Origin of the sequence: Variovorax sp. CF079 (assembly GCF_900101545.1) — a bacterium.
Taxonomy (GTDB): domain Bacteria; phylum Pseudomonadota; class Gammaproteobacteria; order Burkholderiales; family Burkholderiaceae_C; genus Variovorax.
Genome location: NZ_FMZU01000033.1, coordinates 23,278 through 37,503, shown reverse-complemented (window position 1 = coordinate 37,503; position 14,226 = coordinate 23,278). Strand labels below are relative to the sequence as shown.

Here is a 14,226-nt window from a genome sequence, read left to right as displayed (position 1 = left end):
GGTGGCAGCGTTTATCGATGGATGGCAGTGTGCGGCGCCTCGGCGCCGCGCGCATGGCCCCGGTACATGCCCTCGGTGTTGAAGGGCAGGCAGACGTTGCCGGCGCGGTCGATGGCGATCAGGCCGCCGCTGCCGCCGATGGCAGGTACGGCCTGCATGATCACGGCGTGCGCGGCCTGCGCCAGCGACTGGCCGGCGTAGCGCATGCGCGCGCAGACGTCGTAGGCCGCGGCCGTGCGGATGAACATCTCGCCGCTGCCGGTGCAGGACACGGCGGCGCGCTTGTCGTCGGCATAGGTGCCGGCGCCGATCAGCGGCGAGTCGCCGATGCGGCCGACGCGCTTGTTGGTCATGCCGCCGGTGGAGGTGGCGGCCGCCAGATGGCTGCGCCGGTCGAGCGCGACGGCGCCGACGGTGCCGAACTTGTTGGTCTCGTCCAGCGGCGCGGTGGACAGCGCCGCTGCGCGTGCCGCGCCGTCGTGGTCGAGCGCGACGCGGCCTTCGGCGCGCGCGCGCCGCAGCTGCTCGCGGCGCGCCTCGGTGGAGAAGTACTCCGGTTCGACCATTTCCAGCCCGCGCCCGCGCGCGAAGGCCTCGGCGCCGGCACCGGCCAGCAGCACGTGGGCGCCGTCGTCCATCACCGCGCGCGCGGCGTGCACCGGGTGGCGGACGCGGCTGACGCCGGCGACGGCGCCGGCGCGCAGCTCGGCGCCGTCCATCACGGCCGCGTCGAGCTCGTGCGTCTCGGCGCTGGTGAAGACCGCACCGTGGCCGGCGTTGAACAGCGGGCAGTCCTCCAGCATCTCGACCGCCAGGCACACCGCGTCCAGCGCGCTGGCGCCGCGCAGCAGCAGCGCCTGGCCGGCGAGCACGATGGTGCGCAGCGCGTCGTGGTAGGCCGCGGCCGCGCTCGCGTCCAGCGCCGCCGCGCTGATGGTGCCCGCGCCGCCGTGGATGGCAATGACCGGTGTGGTTCTCATCGTGCCTTCTTCTTTCTGTTCGGCGCGCGCGGCGCCGGCGCCTGTTGGTTCTTTTCGGCGTTGGCGGCCCGCAAGTCCTGCGCGCCATGCAGCCAGGGCATGACCGAGTGGACGATCTTGCCGGCGGCCTGGAAAGCGCCCGGCGCGCGCAAGGCCACCGCGCTGGTCAGCGCCTCGATCAGCGCCAGCACGCTGGTCTCGCAGTTGGGGCGGTAGCGGGTCTCGGTCTGCGCATAGAGCACCACGTCGGCCAGCGGCGCCAGCGGCGAGCTGGGTCGGTCGGTCAGGGCCAGGACGCCCGCGCCCTGGGCGCGGGCGATGCCGGTCAGCGCCATGGTGTCGGTCAGGTAGCGCGGGAAGCTCAGCGCCACCAGCAGGTCGCGCGGCCCGCCGCGCGACAGGGCGCGCGCGCCGTGCGTGACGCCGCTCACCGAGGGCAGCAGGCGCACGTCGGCGCAGTAGGTGTCCAGGCCATGCTGCAGCAGCCCGGACAGCCAGGCGCTGGCGCCGAAGCCGACGACGTAGATGGTGCGCGCGTCGAGGATGCGCGCCACCGCCGCCTCGCAGGAGGCCGGGTCCAGCGCCTGGCGAGTGGCCTCGATGTTGCCCCGGCTCTCTTCCAGCGCGGCGGCAAAGACCTCGGCCACCGTCGAGGGCTGCGCCAGGCTGCCGCGCAGCCGTTCCACCGGCGCCAGCAGGGGCTCGAAGCCGCGGACCAGTTCGGCGCGGAAGTTCGCATAGCCGTCGAAGCCCAGGGCGCGCGCGAAGCGGTTGGCGGTGGCCACCGACACGCCGGCGGCCGTCGCCAGTTCGTCGATCGGCAGCGTCGCGACCTGCAAGGGGCGCTCCAGCACGTAGTCGGCCACCTGCCGGTGCGAGCGCGTCAGCTGCGGCAGGGCCTGCGCGATGCGCTGCGCCACGGTGGTTGCAGAAGTCGCGGAAGAGGTAAGCATTCGGTTCGGGCTCGCCCCTTCAAGGTGCGAAATATGAAAAGAAAATTACAAAGTGGTGCGAGAAAAGAAAATTTTCGATCATCGGCCGATGTTTAGCAAGTCATGGGCCAGTGGGTTTTCACCAAGGGACCTGTCACGCCTGTCATTCGAGGCGGGCGTGGCAATCCGAGTCGTGCGCGAAAGCAGCGAGTGCTCCGGCGACACCGTCAAGGCGGTGGCCCGGCGCGCGGGCTTCGGTAGCGCTGCTGCGTTCTCACGCGCGTACTCTCGTACGTATGGCTCCGCGCCCGCGGCGGCGAGATCAAGCGCAGTGCCAGTTGACGTGATGCGTGGCGGGCATCACGCAGCACGGCAAGCGCGTGGGCTTCTACTCGACGGTTGAGGCCTTGATGTCCTTGATTCTGGCCATGGATTTCAAGCCTTCGCGATGTGCAGGAAGTTGGTGGTTCCGACGACGCCGAATGGCATGCCGGCTGCGATCGCGACGTAGTCGCCCGAGACGGCATAGCCTTCCCGGCGCGCCAGCCCACAGGCGCTGTCGATCATGTCGGGCACGTCCTGGATGACTGCATCGGAATGCACCGAGTGCACCCCCCAGGTCAACGCGAGCCGCCGAGCGATGCCCAGGTCAGGTGTGATGCTCAGCACGGGCGCGACGGGCCGCTCGCGTGCTGCGCGCAGGCTTGTCGCTCCGGATCGCGTGTAAGTCACGATGGTGGACAACGGGAGCAAACTTGCAGTAACGCGCAGCGACAGGCACACGGCGTCTGCCACTGACGCAAGTGGCTCTTTCCGCGACGCATCCATGCCCGAGCGGTAGTAGGGATCGGATTCGACCTCGGCAATGATCCGGTCCATCATCGCAACCGCCTCCCGTGGATAGGCACCGGAAGCGGACTCCGCGGAGAGCATCACGGCGTCCGCGCCGTCGTACACCGCGGTCGCAACGTCGGAGGCCTCGGCCCTGGTGGGAACCGGTGCGGTGATCATCGATTCGAGCATCTGGGTGGCGACGATCACCGGCTTGCCCGCGTCGCGGCAGGCACGCACGATCCGCTTCTGGATCCGCGGTACCTGCTCGGCCGGCAGTTCGACGCCCATGTCGCCGCGGGCGACCATCACCGCGTCAGTCAGGGCGATGATCGCGTCGAGGCATTCGATGGCGGCGGGCTTTTCCAGTTTCGAAAGGACACCGGTTCGACCTTTGACGATCGCATGCACTTCCTCGAGATCCTCCGGTCGCTGGACGAACGACAACGCGACCCAGTCCACTCCCAGCGTCAGGCCGAAGGTCAGGTCGGTACGGTCCTTGGCCGTGAGGGCTGAGATCGGCAGCAGGACCGATGGAACGTTGACGCCTTTGCGTTCCGACAAGCGTCCACCGTTGACCACACGGGTCTGTGCGAAATCGTGACCGCAAGCTTCGACGATCAGACATATCTTCCCGTCGTCGAGCAGCAGGTCCGTGCCCGGCTTGAGGGCGGCAAAAATCTCTGGGTGCGGCATGGGTGCCCGTGAGGCGTTGCCTGGAGTCGGATCGAGGTCGAGGCGGAAAGCCTCTCCTGTCTTCAGCTCGATCGGGCCGTCTGCGAACGTCCCGATGCGCAGCTTTGGTCCCTGCAGATCGAGCAGGATCGAGATCGGGCGCCCGGCGTCGTGCTCGACCTCGCGGATCATCTTGACGCGCTCGGCATGCTGCGCGTGGGTTCCGTGACTGAAGTTGAGCCGAAAAACATCGGCACCGGCGTCGAACAGCGCTCGGATGGTGACAATGTCGGCACTTGCAGGCCCAAGGGTGGCGACGATCTTGGCGTGGCGTGAACGCTTCATGACAGGTTCCGGATCAAAGAATGAAATCAGTGCTGATGAACGTCGACTCACGTCAGCCGTCTGAACCACTCCAGGCCGGAGGATGTCGCTCCTTTCGGGCGGTACTCGCAGCCTATCCAGCCATCAAAGCCCAATTCATCGATCAAGTTGAATAGGTAGTCGTGATTGAGTTCACCGACGTCGGGTTCATTCCGAAGCGGTACTCCAGCGATCTGCAGGTGGCCCACATGGCCGGAAGGCAGATACTTGCGCAGCTTCATCGACACATCGCCCTCGACGATCTGGCAGTGGTAGAGGTCCATCTGGACTTTCAGATTCCGTGCGCCGACCTCGGCCACGACCGCGTGCGCCTCATCCTGCCGATTGAGGAAGAATCCGGGAATGTCGCGCGTGTTGATCGGCTCGATCAGTATGTCGACGCCGCGAGCGGCCGCCTGTTCTGCGGCCCAGGCCAGGTTGGCGGTGTAGGTGCGGCGCAGCGTGGTGCGATCCGCGTCCGCCGCCGCAAGCCCTGCCATCGCATGCACGCGCGGGCATTTCAATGTCTCGGCGTAGTCCAGCGCTGTCAGGACACCGCGACGGAATTCCTGTTCGCGCCCGGGCAGACACGCAATGCCGCGTTCGCCCGCATCCCAATCGCCGGGTGGAGCGTTGAACAGTACTTGTTGCAGGCCATGGTCGCTCAGACGCTGCGCGAGAACGGCGCTGTCGTAGGCGAATGGAAACAGGTATTCGACGGCCTTGAAGCCGTCATCGGCCGAGGCGGCGAAGCGGTCGAGAAAGTCATGCTCAGGGTAGAGCATGGTCAGATTGGCGGCAAAGCGGGGCATAGAGCTTCCTTCGTGGGGTGTTACCAGCGCGCGCCGAAGTGGGTGCGCAACTCGTCGATACGTTCAGGTGAGAGCGGCTGAGGCCTTGCCGTCAGCCAAAGCCGCGCGGTCTCCTCCAGCTCTTCGAGCACAGCGCAGGCTTGCGCGGGCGAGCCGTGCCATACGTTGGGACCGAGCCGGTCGAGCATCACGGCGCGGATGGGCGTGCCCGCTTCTCGCATCGTCACGATGCGGCGTGCCACTTCGTCGCCTGCGGCGGGATCGCCGGGCCGGTGGTATGGGATCAGCGGAACGTGACCGACCTTCATCACGTAGTACGGTGTGATCGGAGGAACGATGTCGTGCGCGTTCCACACGCCAGCGAGCGAGAGCGCGACCAGGTGGGTGGAATGCGTGTGGATCACGCAGCGCGCGTGCGGGTCGGCCGCATAGATGCGTCGGTGCAGGGCGAGCGTCTTGGATGCGGGGTCGCCGCCGGTTTGAACGCCGTCGATGTCCACCTCGGCCAGGTGCACCGGTTCGAGCTGCCCGAGGCATGCATCGGTGGGCGTGATCAGAAAGCCATTGTCGGTGCGCACGCTGATGTTGCCGGCCGTGCCATGCACATAGCGGCGGTCGAACAGCGACGCGCCAACCCGGCAGATTTCCTCTCGCACGTCGCTTGTCATGCCGCCAGCTGATCGAAAGCCTTCGTGAAGAAGTCGGTCGTTCCGAAGTTGCCGGACTTCAGTGCCATATGCAGCGTCTCGCCGGCACACGCCGGGGAGTGCACGGCCGTCCACGGCACGCCCGGGTCGATCTGGGGGCCGATGCCCATCTGACGCACATTGAGCTCGCGCACCACCGCACCCGAGGTCTCGCCGCCGGCTACGACCAGTTGCCGCACGCCGCGCTCGACCAGTCCGAGCGCGATGCTTGACAGTGCCTCCTCGACCAATTCGCCGGCACGTGCGACGCCGAGTTGCGCCTGGACGTCCTTGACTGAAGCCGACTCGGCGGTGGCGTACACCAGCACCGGCCCATCGAGTACGTGCTCGCCGGCCCAGGCCAAGGCCTCGCCCACCACGTCGTCGCCGGCAGCGATCGCCAGCGGGTCGACCGCAAAGCTTGCCCGCCCGCTGCGCTTGAAGTGCAGTACCTGCACGTTCGTCGCCTGCGAGCAACTCCCCGACACGATCGCCCGAAGGCCCGAAGCGGGCGGCAGCCTGTCGGCCCTCGCGGCTGCCGCACCGGGTTCGTTGAACTGCCAGTTCTGCGGCAGGCCGATCGCCAGGCCGGATCCGGCGGTCACCAGGGGCATGTCTTGCACCGCCGCGCCGATCTGTATCAGGTCCTCGTTGGAGACCGCGTCGACCACGGCGATCCGGACGCCTTCGGCCTTCAGCGCCGCAAAGCGCTCGCGAATGGCACGCGCACCCTGCGCGACCACGTCATAGGTCACCAGCCCGACCTTGTGCTTCGTCTGAAGCTGAAGCACGCGCACGAGATTGGCGTCCGTCATCGGCGTCAGCGGATGGTTGCGCATGCCGCTGTCGCTGAGCAACTGCTCGCCGACGAACAGGTGGCCGTTGAAGATCGTGCGCTGGTTCTCCGGAAACGCCGGGCAGGCGATGGTGAATTCGCCGTTCGGCAGATCGGACAGCGCGTCGAGCAGCGCATCGGTGACGGGACCGATGTTGCCCTCGGGCGTCGAGTCGAACGTCGAGCAGTACTTGAAGTACACCTGCTGCACGCCCTGGGCGCGCAGCCAGCGCAGCGCATCGAGCGACTGGGCCACGGCGTCGGCCGGCGCGATGGTGCGCGATTTGAGCGCCACCACGATGGCATCGGCATCGATCGCGGCAGATTCGTCCTCGGGTATCCCGATGGTCTGCACGGTGCGCATGCCGCTGCGCACGAGGTTGTTGGCGAGGTCGGTCGCGCCCGTGAAGTCGTCAGCGATGCAACCGAGCAGAGGCTTCGCGACCATGGCGCTCATCGTCCAGCCTTCGGCAGTTCGATGCCGGGGAAGATCTTGATGACCGCCGAGTCGTCTTCCTTCGCGAAACCGGCGGTCGAGGCCTGCATGAACATCTGGTGGGCGGTGCTCGCCAGCGGCAAGGGGAACTTGCTGGCCCGTGCGGTGTCGAGCACCAGCCCGAGATCCTTGACGAAGATGTCCACCGCCGAGAGGGGTGTGTAGTCGGCCTTCAGCACGTGGGCCATGCGGTTCTCGAACATCCAGCTGTTGCCGGCACTGTTCGTGATGACCTCGTACAGCGAGGCGGCGTCGACCCCTTCGCGCAAGCCGAGCGCCATGGCTTCGGCGGCGGCTGCGATGTGCACGCCGGCGAGCAGTTGGTTGATGATTTTCACCTTGCTGCCGTTGCCGGCGCGGTCGCCGAGCCTGTAGACCTTGGCCGCCATCGCTTCCAGCAGTCCCTCGCAGCGCTCGAACGCGGCGGGCTTGCCGGCCGTCATCATCGTCATGTCGCCCGAAGCGGCCTTGGCCGCCCCGCCCGAGATCGGTGCATCCAGGTACAGGATGCCGAGCGCTTCAAGCCGCGATTCCAGTGCGATCGACCAATTGGGGTCGACGGTGGAGCACATCACGAACACGCTGCCGCCGGCCAACTCGGAAGCGGCGCCGTGCGGGCCGAAGAGGATCTCCTCGGTTTGCTGCGCATTGACGACCACCGATATGACCACATGGCAGGACTTGCCTACCTCGGCGGGTGAGGCGCAGGCGACGCCGCCGTCCTTCGCGAAGGCTTCTGCCGCGCCGGGGCGCGCATCACACACGTGCACGGCGTGGCCTGCGCGGCGCAGCGACTTTGCCATTCCGGAACCCATGGCGCCGAGGCCGATGACTCCAATGTTGCTCATCAGGCTCTCCTCAGCGATTGACCAGGCGCGCAGGCGTTCTCAGCACCGCGAAGGCGCCGACCACCAGCGTGCCGGCCAGGACGTACATCCCGCTTTGCGTGCTTTGCGTCGCATCCTTCAAGTAGCCGACCAAGTAGGGACTGACGAACCCGGCCAGGTTGCCCACCGAGTTGATCGCCGCGATACCGACCGCGGCGGCGGCTCCCGACAGGAACGAAGTCGGCAGCGACCAGAAAAGCGGCGCGCACGTCAGCACTCCGGCAGCGGCCAGGGAGAGGGCCGCAACGGAGACGACGGTGTTGTGGGCGAACGAAGCCGCAACGATGAAGCCGACCGCACCGAAGATCGCGGGAACAACCAGGTGCCAGCGGCGCTCGCGATGCGCGTCGGCGCTGCGTCCGATGAGGTTCATGGCCACGATGGCGCAGCCGAACGGAATGGCGCTGAAGAGGCCGATGTTGAGGTTGCCGGTCACGCCGGTCGCCTTGATCAGGGTCGGCATCCAGAATGTCAGGCCGTACTGCCCCATCACGAAGCAGAAGTAGATCAAGCACATCAGCCAGACGCGTCGGTCACCGAAGATCGCGCCGATCGAATGCTTGCTTTGCGTGCCCTTCTGGTCGGCGACGATTTCGCGTTCGAGCAGTTGCTTTTCCTGCTCGGTGAGCCATTTCGCCTGGCGGATGTTGTTGTCGAGGAACATCAGCACGACCAGGCCCATCACCAGCGCGGGCAGGGCCTCGATGATGAACATCCATTGCCAGCCCTGCATTCCGCCGGTGCCCTGGAAGAGGTCCATGATCCAGCCCGACAGCGGATTGCCGAAAATGCCCGCGACCGGAATCGCCGACATGAACATGGCGATGATCTTGGCCCGGCGATGGGCCGGGTACCAGTACGTCATGTACAGGATCACCCCGGGGTAGAAACCTGCTTCGGCAAGCCCCAGCAGGAAGCGCATGACGTAGAACGTCGTCGGCGTCTGGACCCAGATGAACGCGGCCGACAGCAGGCCCCAGGTGATCATGATCCGGGCGATCCATACGCGGGCGCCTACGCGGTGCAGCAGGATGTTGCTGGGCACTTCGAAGAGGAAGTAGCCGACGAAGAAGACGCCCGCGCCGAGGCCGAACACGGTCTCGCTGAAGCCCAGGTCTTGCGACATCTGCAGTTTGGCGAAGCCGACGTTGACGCGGTCGAGATAGGCGACCACGTAGCACAGCATGAGCAACGGAACGATGCGCCAGAACACCTTCGCATAGGTTCGATCGGTTTCGGCGACGACGGGCCCCTCATGGGGCGATGTGGCAATGGTGGTCACGGGTGTCTCCTGGTGGTGTGGTGAATCGGTTGTCCACGGGCAGCGGTCCAGCGCAGCGAATGCGGGAGACCTCGAAGCTGGGCCATTCCGGTTGTTCGCGCTAACAATTGAATTTTTGCTCGACTGTTAGCGCAAACAATTCAGTATTTACCCTGCCCATTGCGGGACCCACGGCGATGCGGCCTGCAGTCCCAGGCATCGAGCGTGGCCGCTATGCTTGGCTACTCGGCGGGCTTCGCGGCGAACGTTGACGCCGCCGGGTCCGGGCCTGAGCAAATGAGAGGGGATTCAATACCCGATGGATGAACGACAGGAATCTTCTGGCGACGTGACGTTGTCCGAGGTCGCGCGCCTGGCCGGGGTGAGCGGCATGACCGTGTCACGGGTGCTGCACGACCATGTGAACGTCTCCGAGGAGACCCGCGCCAAGGTGCAGGCGGCGGTGGCGGCACTCGGCTACGTGCCGAATCGCCTCGCTGGCGCCCTCGCCACCGCAAGGACGCGATTGATGGTGGTGATCATTCCATCGCTGGGCAACATCGTGTTCCCGGAGGTCCTGCGCGGAGCGAACGAGCGTTTCGAGGCGGCCGGCTACCAGGCCGTGATCGGCGTGTCGGATTACGACCTCGCGAAGGAAGAGCAGCTCATCGCCGCAATGCAGTCATGGCGGCCGTCGGGCTGGATCCTCGCCGGGCTCGAACACACGCCGCGCGCCCGTCAGATGTTGCGCGAGGTCCGCAGTCCCGTGGTCGAGGTGATGGATATCGATGGCGAGCCGATCGACATGGCGGTGGGATTCTCGAACGTCGCAGCAGGGCGGGACATCGGCAAGTTTCTGGCCGACAGCGGCCGACGCCGCATCGGATACGTCGGCGGCAATCTTGAGCGCGACCTTCGTGCTGGCAAGCGCCTGGAAGGCTTCGTGCAGGCCCTGTCCGAGCGCGGCATCGCGTTGCAGGGTCGGTTCACCGCCGACCAGCCGTCGTCCTTGCTGCTGGGCCGCTCCGGTCTGGCGCAACTGCTTGCCCGGCACCCGGATCTCGATGCCGTCTATTTTTCCAACGACGACATGGCCGTGGGCGGCCTCATGCATTGCATGGCTGCCGGTATATCGGTGCCCGACCAACTGGCCCTGGCGGGATTCAACGGACTGGAAATCGGTGAAGCGGTGCCGCTACGCTTGACGACGATCAAATCGCCGCGCTACCGCATCGGTCAGCTCGCCGCCGACCACATCCTCGCCAGGCTTGCCGGCCAAACGCCCCCGCTGCGGGAGGACATTGGCCTCGAGTTCATCGCCGGGCAGACAGCGTAGAGACATCACCTCCCGCTGCGCCTCACTGCGACTTCAGGTACTGGGCGAGATCTGCAATCTCCTGCGGGGTGAGGCCCAGCGATCGCCTGGTGTTGTAGGTGGCTGCGACCTCCTCGAGCGTGGCGGCTGACCCGTCATGGAAGTAGGGCGCATGCTGCCAAATGCCTCGCAGGGGCGAGGTGCGGTACATCCTGGTCGCCGAACGGGAAGCGTAGCTCGGCGTTTCCGGTTCCGCCATCGAGTCGCTGGGGGCATGCAGCGTCGAGTTGGCATCCGTGAAGAGGGCGCCGCTGTGGCAGTTCACACACTTTCCTGCGCCGTCGAAGACCACCTTGCCCCGCGCGGCTGCAGCGGCGTCGAAACTGCCCGCCGGCGCAGCGGGGGCCTTCAACGACAACTGATACGCCTGCAACGCGGGCAACTTGTTCGTCACCAGGTCTGCGGTGCCGTTGGTGATGTTCAGGTTCAGGCGCGGCTCGGAGAAACTTCCCTGGCCGCCCATCTGGGTCACGACCACATACCGGTTCCAGTAGGCGATTTCGGCGCCGTCGCCGGTGAAAGTCACGCTGTGAATGCCCTCCAGCCCATAGGCCGGCGGGATAACCACCGGCTTGTTGAGGCCATCGATGTTGAACCGTGGGTCGTACTTGCCCTTGCCCCAGGAGAGATAGACGGCTTTCTTGGCCGCGTCCACCGACGGGGAAAGCGCGATGATGACGCCGGGATTCAGGTCCCGATTGGGCCAGCCATCGAGCCGCTTGCCGATGCCCGGCGCGAAAGAATCGTCGACGGTCGAGTGGCAGAGGGCGCAGGTGACGCCGACGCGGGTCAGCGCATCCTTGCCGCCGACCGTCTCCACAGTGCCCTTGAGGCCGACCACAGCGTCCAGCTTCAGCAAGGCGACGGTCGTGGCGGGACTCTTGAGATCGACACTTCCATCCTGGATGCCCTTCGCCACGGCCGGCGGCAGCGCCTCGGCGTCGACCTTCAGCCCGACCGCCAGCGCGGTCACGGGGCTGACTGCGGTACTGATGACCTCATGCATCCGCAGCGTGCCGGTCCAGTGGGCTTCGTCGCCGAAAGTGTCGAAGCGGAAGATCTGCTTGCCCTGTGCGACGAGAGCGGCTTGCTCGGCTGCCGGACCTCCGGCGCCACCCGTACCGACGCCGTCTCCACCCCCGCCACCGCCGCACGCGACAGTCAGCGCGGCTGCGACCGCAGTCGTGGTCGCGATCAGCACGGTTCGTGCGCCGACCTGGGTTCCAACGCCGCTCGCTTCCAGCCATTCACGACGTGACGTGGTCATGTGGAGCTCCTTTCGCAGCACCCGTGTGGGGGATTCAGCGCGCAACGCCGGCTTGGCCGATGCCAGCCATGACGCGCGCGATGATGGCGTCGCAGCGAATGCCATCGAAAGCGAACGCATCGCTCAGCGCGACATCGACTTCGCGCGACAGCGACTCGCGCAGCAGCCCGCGGGCGCGAAAGAAGCGGCTGCGCACAGTCGCTTCCGGAATCGCCAGCGCAGCCGCCACTTCCTCGTTGCTCATGTCTTCCACGGCACGCAGCACGAACACGGTGCGAAACGCTTCGGGCAAGGCATCGATGCCGGACTCGATCAGGCGGCGCATCTCCCCGCGCATCGCCACGCGCTCAGGCTGTTCGTCGGCGTCCGCGTGCATCCACGTTTCTCCTTGCGCTTCGCACAGATCCGTGGCGGCGTCGAGCGGGACCACCTGGGCACCGGCGCTGCGGCGCAGCCGCCCCAGCGCCTCGTTCACCACGATGCGCACCAGCCAGGTGGACAGGCGCGCCTCGGCACGGAAGCCGGAGAGTGAACGCCAGGCACGCAAATAGGCCTCCTGCAGCGCATCCTGCGTCTCTTCGTCGTTCTTCAGGATGCTGCGGCCGGTGCGAAACAGCAGGCGGTTGTGCCTGCGCATGATCTGCTGGAAGGCATCGATGTCGCCACGCGCAGCGCGAGCGGCCAGTTCGGCATCGGAGGCGGAGGTCGGTGCAGCGGTGCTGAATGGAAGTGGTGGCATGTCGGACCCCCGTGCCCATTGGATGGGGCAGGGGATCGTGCTGTTCCCGCATGCCGCCTTTGCCGGAACAGGTCCAGCGAGGCGGACAATCCCTTTCTTGCGACATCTCCTGGAGGAGCACACCTATGGCGGATCGAAAGGACACGTGGGCAGCCGGCGATCTCTACGAGCCCTACGTGGGGCGCTGGAGCCGAAAGGTCGCGGCCGAACTGCTGGCTTGGCTTCGGGTGCCGCCGCAGTCGGCATGGCTGGACGTCGGCTGCGGCACCGGGGCCCTCACGCAGACCATCCTGGAACCACGCGCAGCCGGCCTCGGTGCTCAGCATCGATGCCTCTGAAGGCTTCGTCGACCATGCGCGCAGCCATATTCCGGATCCGCGCGCGTCCTTCGAGGTCGGCGATGCGCAGAAGCTGCCGGTCGAGGCGGGGCGTTTCGATGCGGCCGTCGCCGCGCTGGTGCTTAACTTCGTTCCGGAGCCCGGGCGCGCGGTCGCCGGGATGGCACGTGCGGTCAAGCCCGGAGGGACGGTGGCCGCGTACGTGTGGGACTACGCCGGCCGGATGGAACTCATGCGCCACTTCTGGGACGCCGCCGTCGAGCTGAATCCAGCGGCCGCTGAACTCGACGAAGGGCGGCGATTTCCGCTCTGCCAGCCGGCGCCGCTCGAGGCGCTGTTCGTCCAGGCGGGATTGCGTGCCGTCGAAGTGCGTCCCCTCGACGTCGCGACGCCGTTTCGCGACTTCGACGACTACTGGACGCCGTTTCTGGGCGGACAAGGACCTGCGCCCGGTTATGCGATGTCCTTGAACGAGGCGGATCGGTCGAGGCTGCGCGAACGCATTCGCGCCGCATTGCCGCGCCGGCCCGATGGCGCGATCGCGCTGAGCGCGCGCGCCTGGGCCGTGCGCGGGTTCGCCGCTTAGGGCCTGTTCGCAGGCCCTAATCAAGCGCGGCGCAGGAATTTTCTCAACATCAGTTTGGCGGGGCTGCTGCCGAAGATCAGCCGCGAATACGAGACGAACAGGTCCTTGGGAAGCAGCACGCTGCCGTAGTAATAGATGCGGTACTGGCGTGGCCCCCGGCGGGTGTCCGGGTGGCGCAGCACCATCCACAGCAGCCCGAGGTCCTTGCCGGCCCCGGACAGCCAGCGTTCGAGGAAGGTGAGCCAGAGATAGCCCCCTTGGTCGTCCAGCGGCCGCCACAAGGAAGCCGAGCCGGGCCTGATCTTCTCGAGCTGGCTGCGCAGCCAGGCATCGAAACGGCGGGCACGTTGCAGCGTCTTCCTGATCTGCTCCAGCGAGACCATCGACCCCGACGAAATGGACGTGAGGTGGATGCGATAGCGTGTCAGCGGTTCGGGAATCCAGGCGGTCGGGCTGAGCAGCGTGGCGGCAGTGCAAAGCTGCAGGTCCTGGTACATCAGCCGATCGGAGTCCAGCGGGCCGATGGCGGCCAGGACCTCGCGCCTGAAGGCCAGCGCCGAGGTCAACGCGAGCACCGGGGTCGAGGCGGCCTTCAATGCCTCGGAAGCGAGCCAGCCCTCGGGCCCTTTGCCGCCGGGATAGTAGGGCGCGAGGCCCAGACGGGGCTGCACCTCGGAGAAGCGCATCATGCTGTGGTGGACCCAGCCGGGGCGATGTCCGTTCACGCGCCCGCGCAAGGCGGCGAGCACCTTTTCGATGCGCTCCGGCACGATGGCGTCGTCGGCATCGAGCAGGAGCACCACGTCCCCGGAGCATGCGGCGAGCGCGGCATTCGTCGCCGAGCAGATTCCACCGTTTGGCTGATGGATCGCCCGGATCTGGGGCAGGCGCGCCGCATAGCCGTCCAGCACCTCCGCGGTGTCGTCGGTCGAGCCGTCGTTCACCACCACGATTTCGTCAGCGGGGATGGTCTGGGCGAGACAGCTCTCCAGGCACTCGGCCAGGAAGCGGCCGTAGTTGAAGCAGATGATGGCAATGCTCACCCTCGGCACGGGCGGCAGCTCGGGCATCGCAAGCGGCTCGAGCGCAATTTGGACCGGTGCTGCGGACATGGTCTTGCCAGCTTTCCATGGACATGTGTCGGGATGGCGACGAGGCGCACC

At 66.7% G+C, this 14,226-nt stretch carries 14 protein-coding genes; 3 read left to right on the top strand and 11 right to left on the bottom strand.

Annotation, left to right across the window (positions count from 1 at the left end; genetic code table 11):
• Positions 1–11: 11 nt before the first annotated feature.
• Together BLS74_RS31420 and BLS74_RS31415 are read right to left on the bottom strand one after the other, a co-directional pair.
• Positions 12–980, bottom strand: a complete 969-nt coding sequence (locus BLS74_RS31420) for an isoaspartyl peptidase/L-asparaginase family protein (RefSeq protein WP_093111580.1) — start codon at positions 978–980, stop codon at positions 12–14.
• Positions 977–1,933 (bottom strand): MurR/RpiR family transcriptional regulator, encoded by a 957-nt coding sequence (locus BLS74_RS31415; protein ID WP_093111578.1) that lies wholly within the window; start codon positions 1,931–1,933, stop codon positions 977–979. Before BLS74_RS31415 ends, BLS74_RS31420 begins: the two co-directional genes overlap by 4 nt.
• An 88-nt stretch (positions 1,934–2,021) precedes the next feature.
• On the opposite strand from BLS74_RS31415, the gene BLS74_RS31410 reads away from it, so the two are divergent.
• Positions 2,022–2,315, top strand: a complete 294-nt coding sequence (locus tag BLS74_RS31410) for a helix-turn-helix domain-containing protein (protein ID WP_093111576.1) — start codon at positions 2,022–2,024, stop codon at positions 2,313–2,315.
• 32 nt (positions 2,316–2,347) lie between these two features.
• Here the strand turns inward: BLS74_RS31410 and pyk are convergent, their stop codons facing one another.
• The 6 genes from pyk to BLS74_RS31380 are packed head-to-tail and all read right to left on the bottom strand — an operon-like array spanning position 2,348 to position 8,770.
• A complete protein-coding gene (gene pyk, locus BLS74_RS31405) occupies positions 2,348–3,763 on the bottom strand; it encodes a pyruvate kinase (RefSeq protein ID WP_093111574.1) in 1,416 nt (471 codons plus the stop codon).
• A gap of 47 nt (positions 3,764–3,810) precedes the next feature.
• A complete protein-coding gene (otnI, locus tag BLS74_RS31400; RefSeq protein WP_093111571.1) occupies positions 3,811–4,593 on the bottom strand; it encodes a 2-oxo-tetronate isomerase in 783 nt (260 codons plus the stop codon).
• 20 nt (positions 4,594–4,613) lie between these two features.
• Positions 4,614–5,261 (bottom strand): class II aldolase/adducin family protein, encoded by a 648-nt coding sequence (locus BLS74_RS31395; protein ID WP_093111569.1) that lies wholly within the window; start codon positions 5,259–5,261, stop codon positions 4,614–4,616.
• The gene (gene otnK, locus BLS74_RS31390; RefSeq protein ID WP_244504108.1) at positions 5,258–6,571 is read right to left on the bottom strand and encodes a 3-oxo-tetronate kinase; all 1,314 of its coding nucleotides are present in this window, start codon (positions 6,569–6,571) and stop codon (positions 5,258–5,260) included. The genes BLS74_RS31395 and otnK overlap by 4 nt, the downstream gene beginning before the upstream one ends.
• On the bottom strand, positions 6,568–7,458 hold the full coding sequence (gene ltnD, locus BLS74_RS31385; protein ID WP_093111567.1) for an L-threonate dehydrogenase: 891 nt from the start codon (positions 7,456–7,458) through the stop codon (positions 6,568–6,570). Before ltnD ends, otnK begins: the two co-directional genes overlap by 4 nt.
• Before the next feature lie 10 nt (positions 7,459–7,468).
• Positions 7,469–8,770 carry an MFS transporter gene (locus tag BLS74_RS31380; RefSeq protein ID WP_244504111.1) on the bottom strand — a complete coding sequence of 434 codons (1,302 nt, stop codon included), beginning with the start codon at positions 8,768–8,770 and terminating at the stop codon, positions 7,469–7,471.
• A gap of 307 nt (positions 8,771–9,077) precedes the next feature.
• Between BLS74_RS31380 and BLS74_RS31375 the strand changes: the two genes are divergently transcribed.
• Positions 9,078–10,094: a LacI family DNA-binding transcriptional regulator gene (locus tag BLS74_RS31375; RefSeq protein ID WP_093111565.1), complete on the top strand. Its 1,017-nt coding sequence runs from the start codon at positions 9,078–9,080 to the stop codon at positions 10,092–10,094.
• Between the two features lie 22 nt (positions 10,095–10,116).
• Here BLS74_RS31375 and BLS74_RS31370 read toward each other — a convergent pair whose 3' ends face one another.
• Positions 10,117–11,400 carry a c-type cytochrome gene (locus BLS74_RS31370; RefSeq protein ID WP_093111563.1) on the bottom strand — a complete coding sequence of 428 codons (1,284 nt, stop codon included), beginning with the start codon at positions 11,398–11,400 and terminating at the stop codon, positions 10,117–10,119.
• Between the two features lie 34 nt (positions 11,401–11,434).
• The gene (locus tag BLS74_RS31365) at positions 11,435–12,139 is read right to left on the bottom strand and encodes an RNA polymerase sigma factor (RefSeq protein ID WP_093111561.1); all 705 of its coding nucleotides are present in this window, start codon (positions 12,137–12,139) and stop codon (positions 11,435–11,437) included.
• Here BLS74_RS31365 and BLS74_RS31360 point away from each other — a divergent pair.
• Entirely contained in the window at positions 12,026–13,063 is a 1,038-nt protein-coding gene (locus BLS74_RS31360) for a class I SAM-dependent methyltransferase (protein WP_244504107.1), read from the top strand. The two genes, BLS74_RS31365 and BLS74_RS31360, sit on opposite strands and share 114 nt — an antisense overlap.
• A gap of 20 nt (positions 13,064–13,083) precedes the next feature.
• Here BLS74_RS31360 and BLS74_RS31355 read toward each other — a convergent pair whose 3' ends face one another.
• Complete coding sequence (locus tag BLS74_RS31355; RefSeq protein WP_170855785.1) at positions 13,084–14,133, bottom strand: glycosyltransferase family 2 protein; 1,050 nt, start codon at positions 14,131–14,133, stop codon at positions 13,084–13,086.
• Positions 14,134–14,226 lie beyond the last annotated feature (93 nt).

What these genes read in the sequence shown, in the direction of transcription:
- pyk (WP_093111574.1), bottom strand. Translation starts at nt 3,763, where the DNA reads ATGAAGCGTTCACGCCACGCCAAGATCGTCGCCACCCTTGGGCCTGCA.
- ltnD (WP_093111567.1), bottom strand. Translation starts at nt 7,458, where the DNA reads ATGAGCAACATTGGAGTCATCGGCCTCGGCGCCATGGGTTCCGGAATG.
- BLS74_RS31415 (WP_093111578.1), bottom strand. Translation starts at nt 1,933, where the DNA reads ATGCTTACCTCTTCCGCGACTTCTGCAACCACCGTGGCGCAGCGCATC.
- BLS74_RS31355 (WP_170855785.1), bottom strand. Translation starts at nt 14,133, where the DNA reads ATGCCCGAGCTGCCGCCCGTGCCGAGGGTGAGCATTGCCATCATCTGC.
- BLS74_RS31370 (WP_093111563.1), bottom strand. Translation starts at nt 11,400, where the DNA reads ATGACCACGTCACGTCGTGAATGGCTGGAAGCGAGCGGCGTTGGAACC.
- BLS74_RS31365 (WP_093111561.1), bottom strand. Translation starts at nt 12,139, where the DNA reads ATGCCACCACTTCCATTCAGCACCGCTGCACCGACCTCCGCCTCCGAT.
- BLS74_RS31410 (WP_093111576.1), top strand. Translation starts at nt 2,022, where the DNA reads ATGTTTAGCAAGTCATGGGCCAGTGGGTTTTCACCAAGGGACCTGTCA.
- BLS74_RS31395 (WP_093111569.1), bottom strand. Translation starts at nt 5,261, where the DNA reads ATGACAAGCGACGTGCGAGAGGAAATCTGCCGGGTTGGCGCGTCGCTG.
- BLS74_RS31375 (WP_093111565.1), top strand. Translation starts at nt 9,078, where the DNA reads ATGGATGAACGACAGGAATCTTCTGGCGACGTGACGTTGTCCGAGGTC.
- otnI (WP_093111571.1), bottom strand. Translation starts at nt 4,593, where the DNA reads ATGCCCCGCTTTGCCGCCAATCTGACCATGCTCTACCCTGAGCATGAC.
- otnK (WP_244504108.1), bottom strand. Translation starts at nt 6,571, where the DNA reads ATGAGCGCCATGGTCGCGAAGCCTCTGCTCGGTTGCATCGCTGACGAC.
- BLS74_RS31420 (WP_093111580.1), bottom strand. Translation starts at nt 980, where the DNA reads ATGAGAACCACACCGGTCATTGCCATCCACGGCGGCGCGGGCACCATC.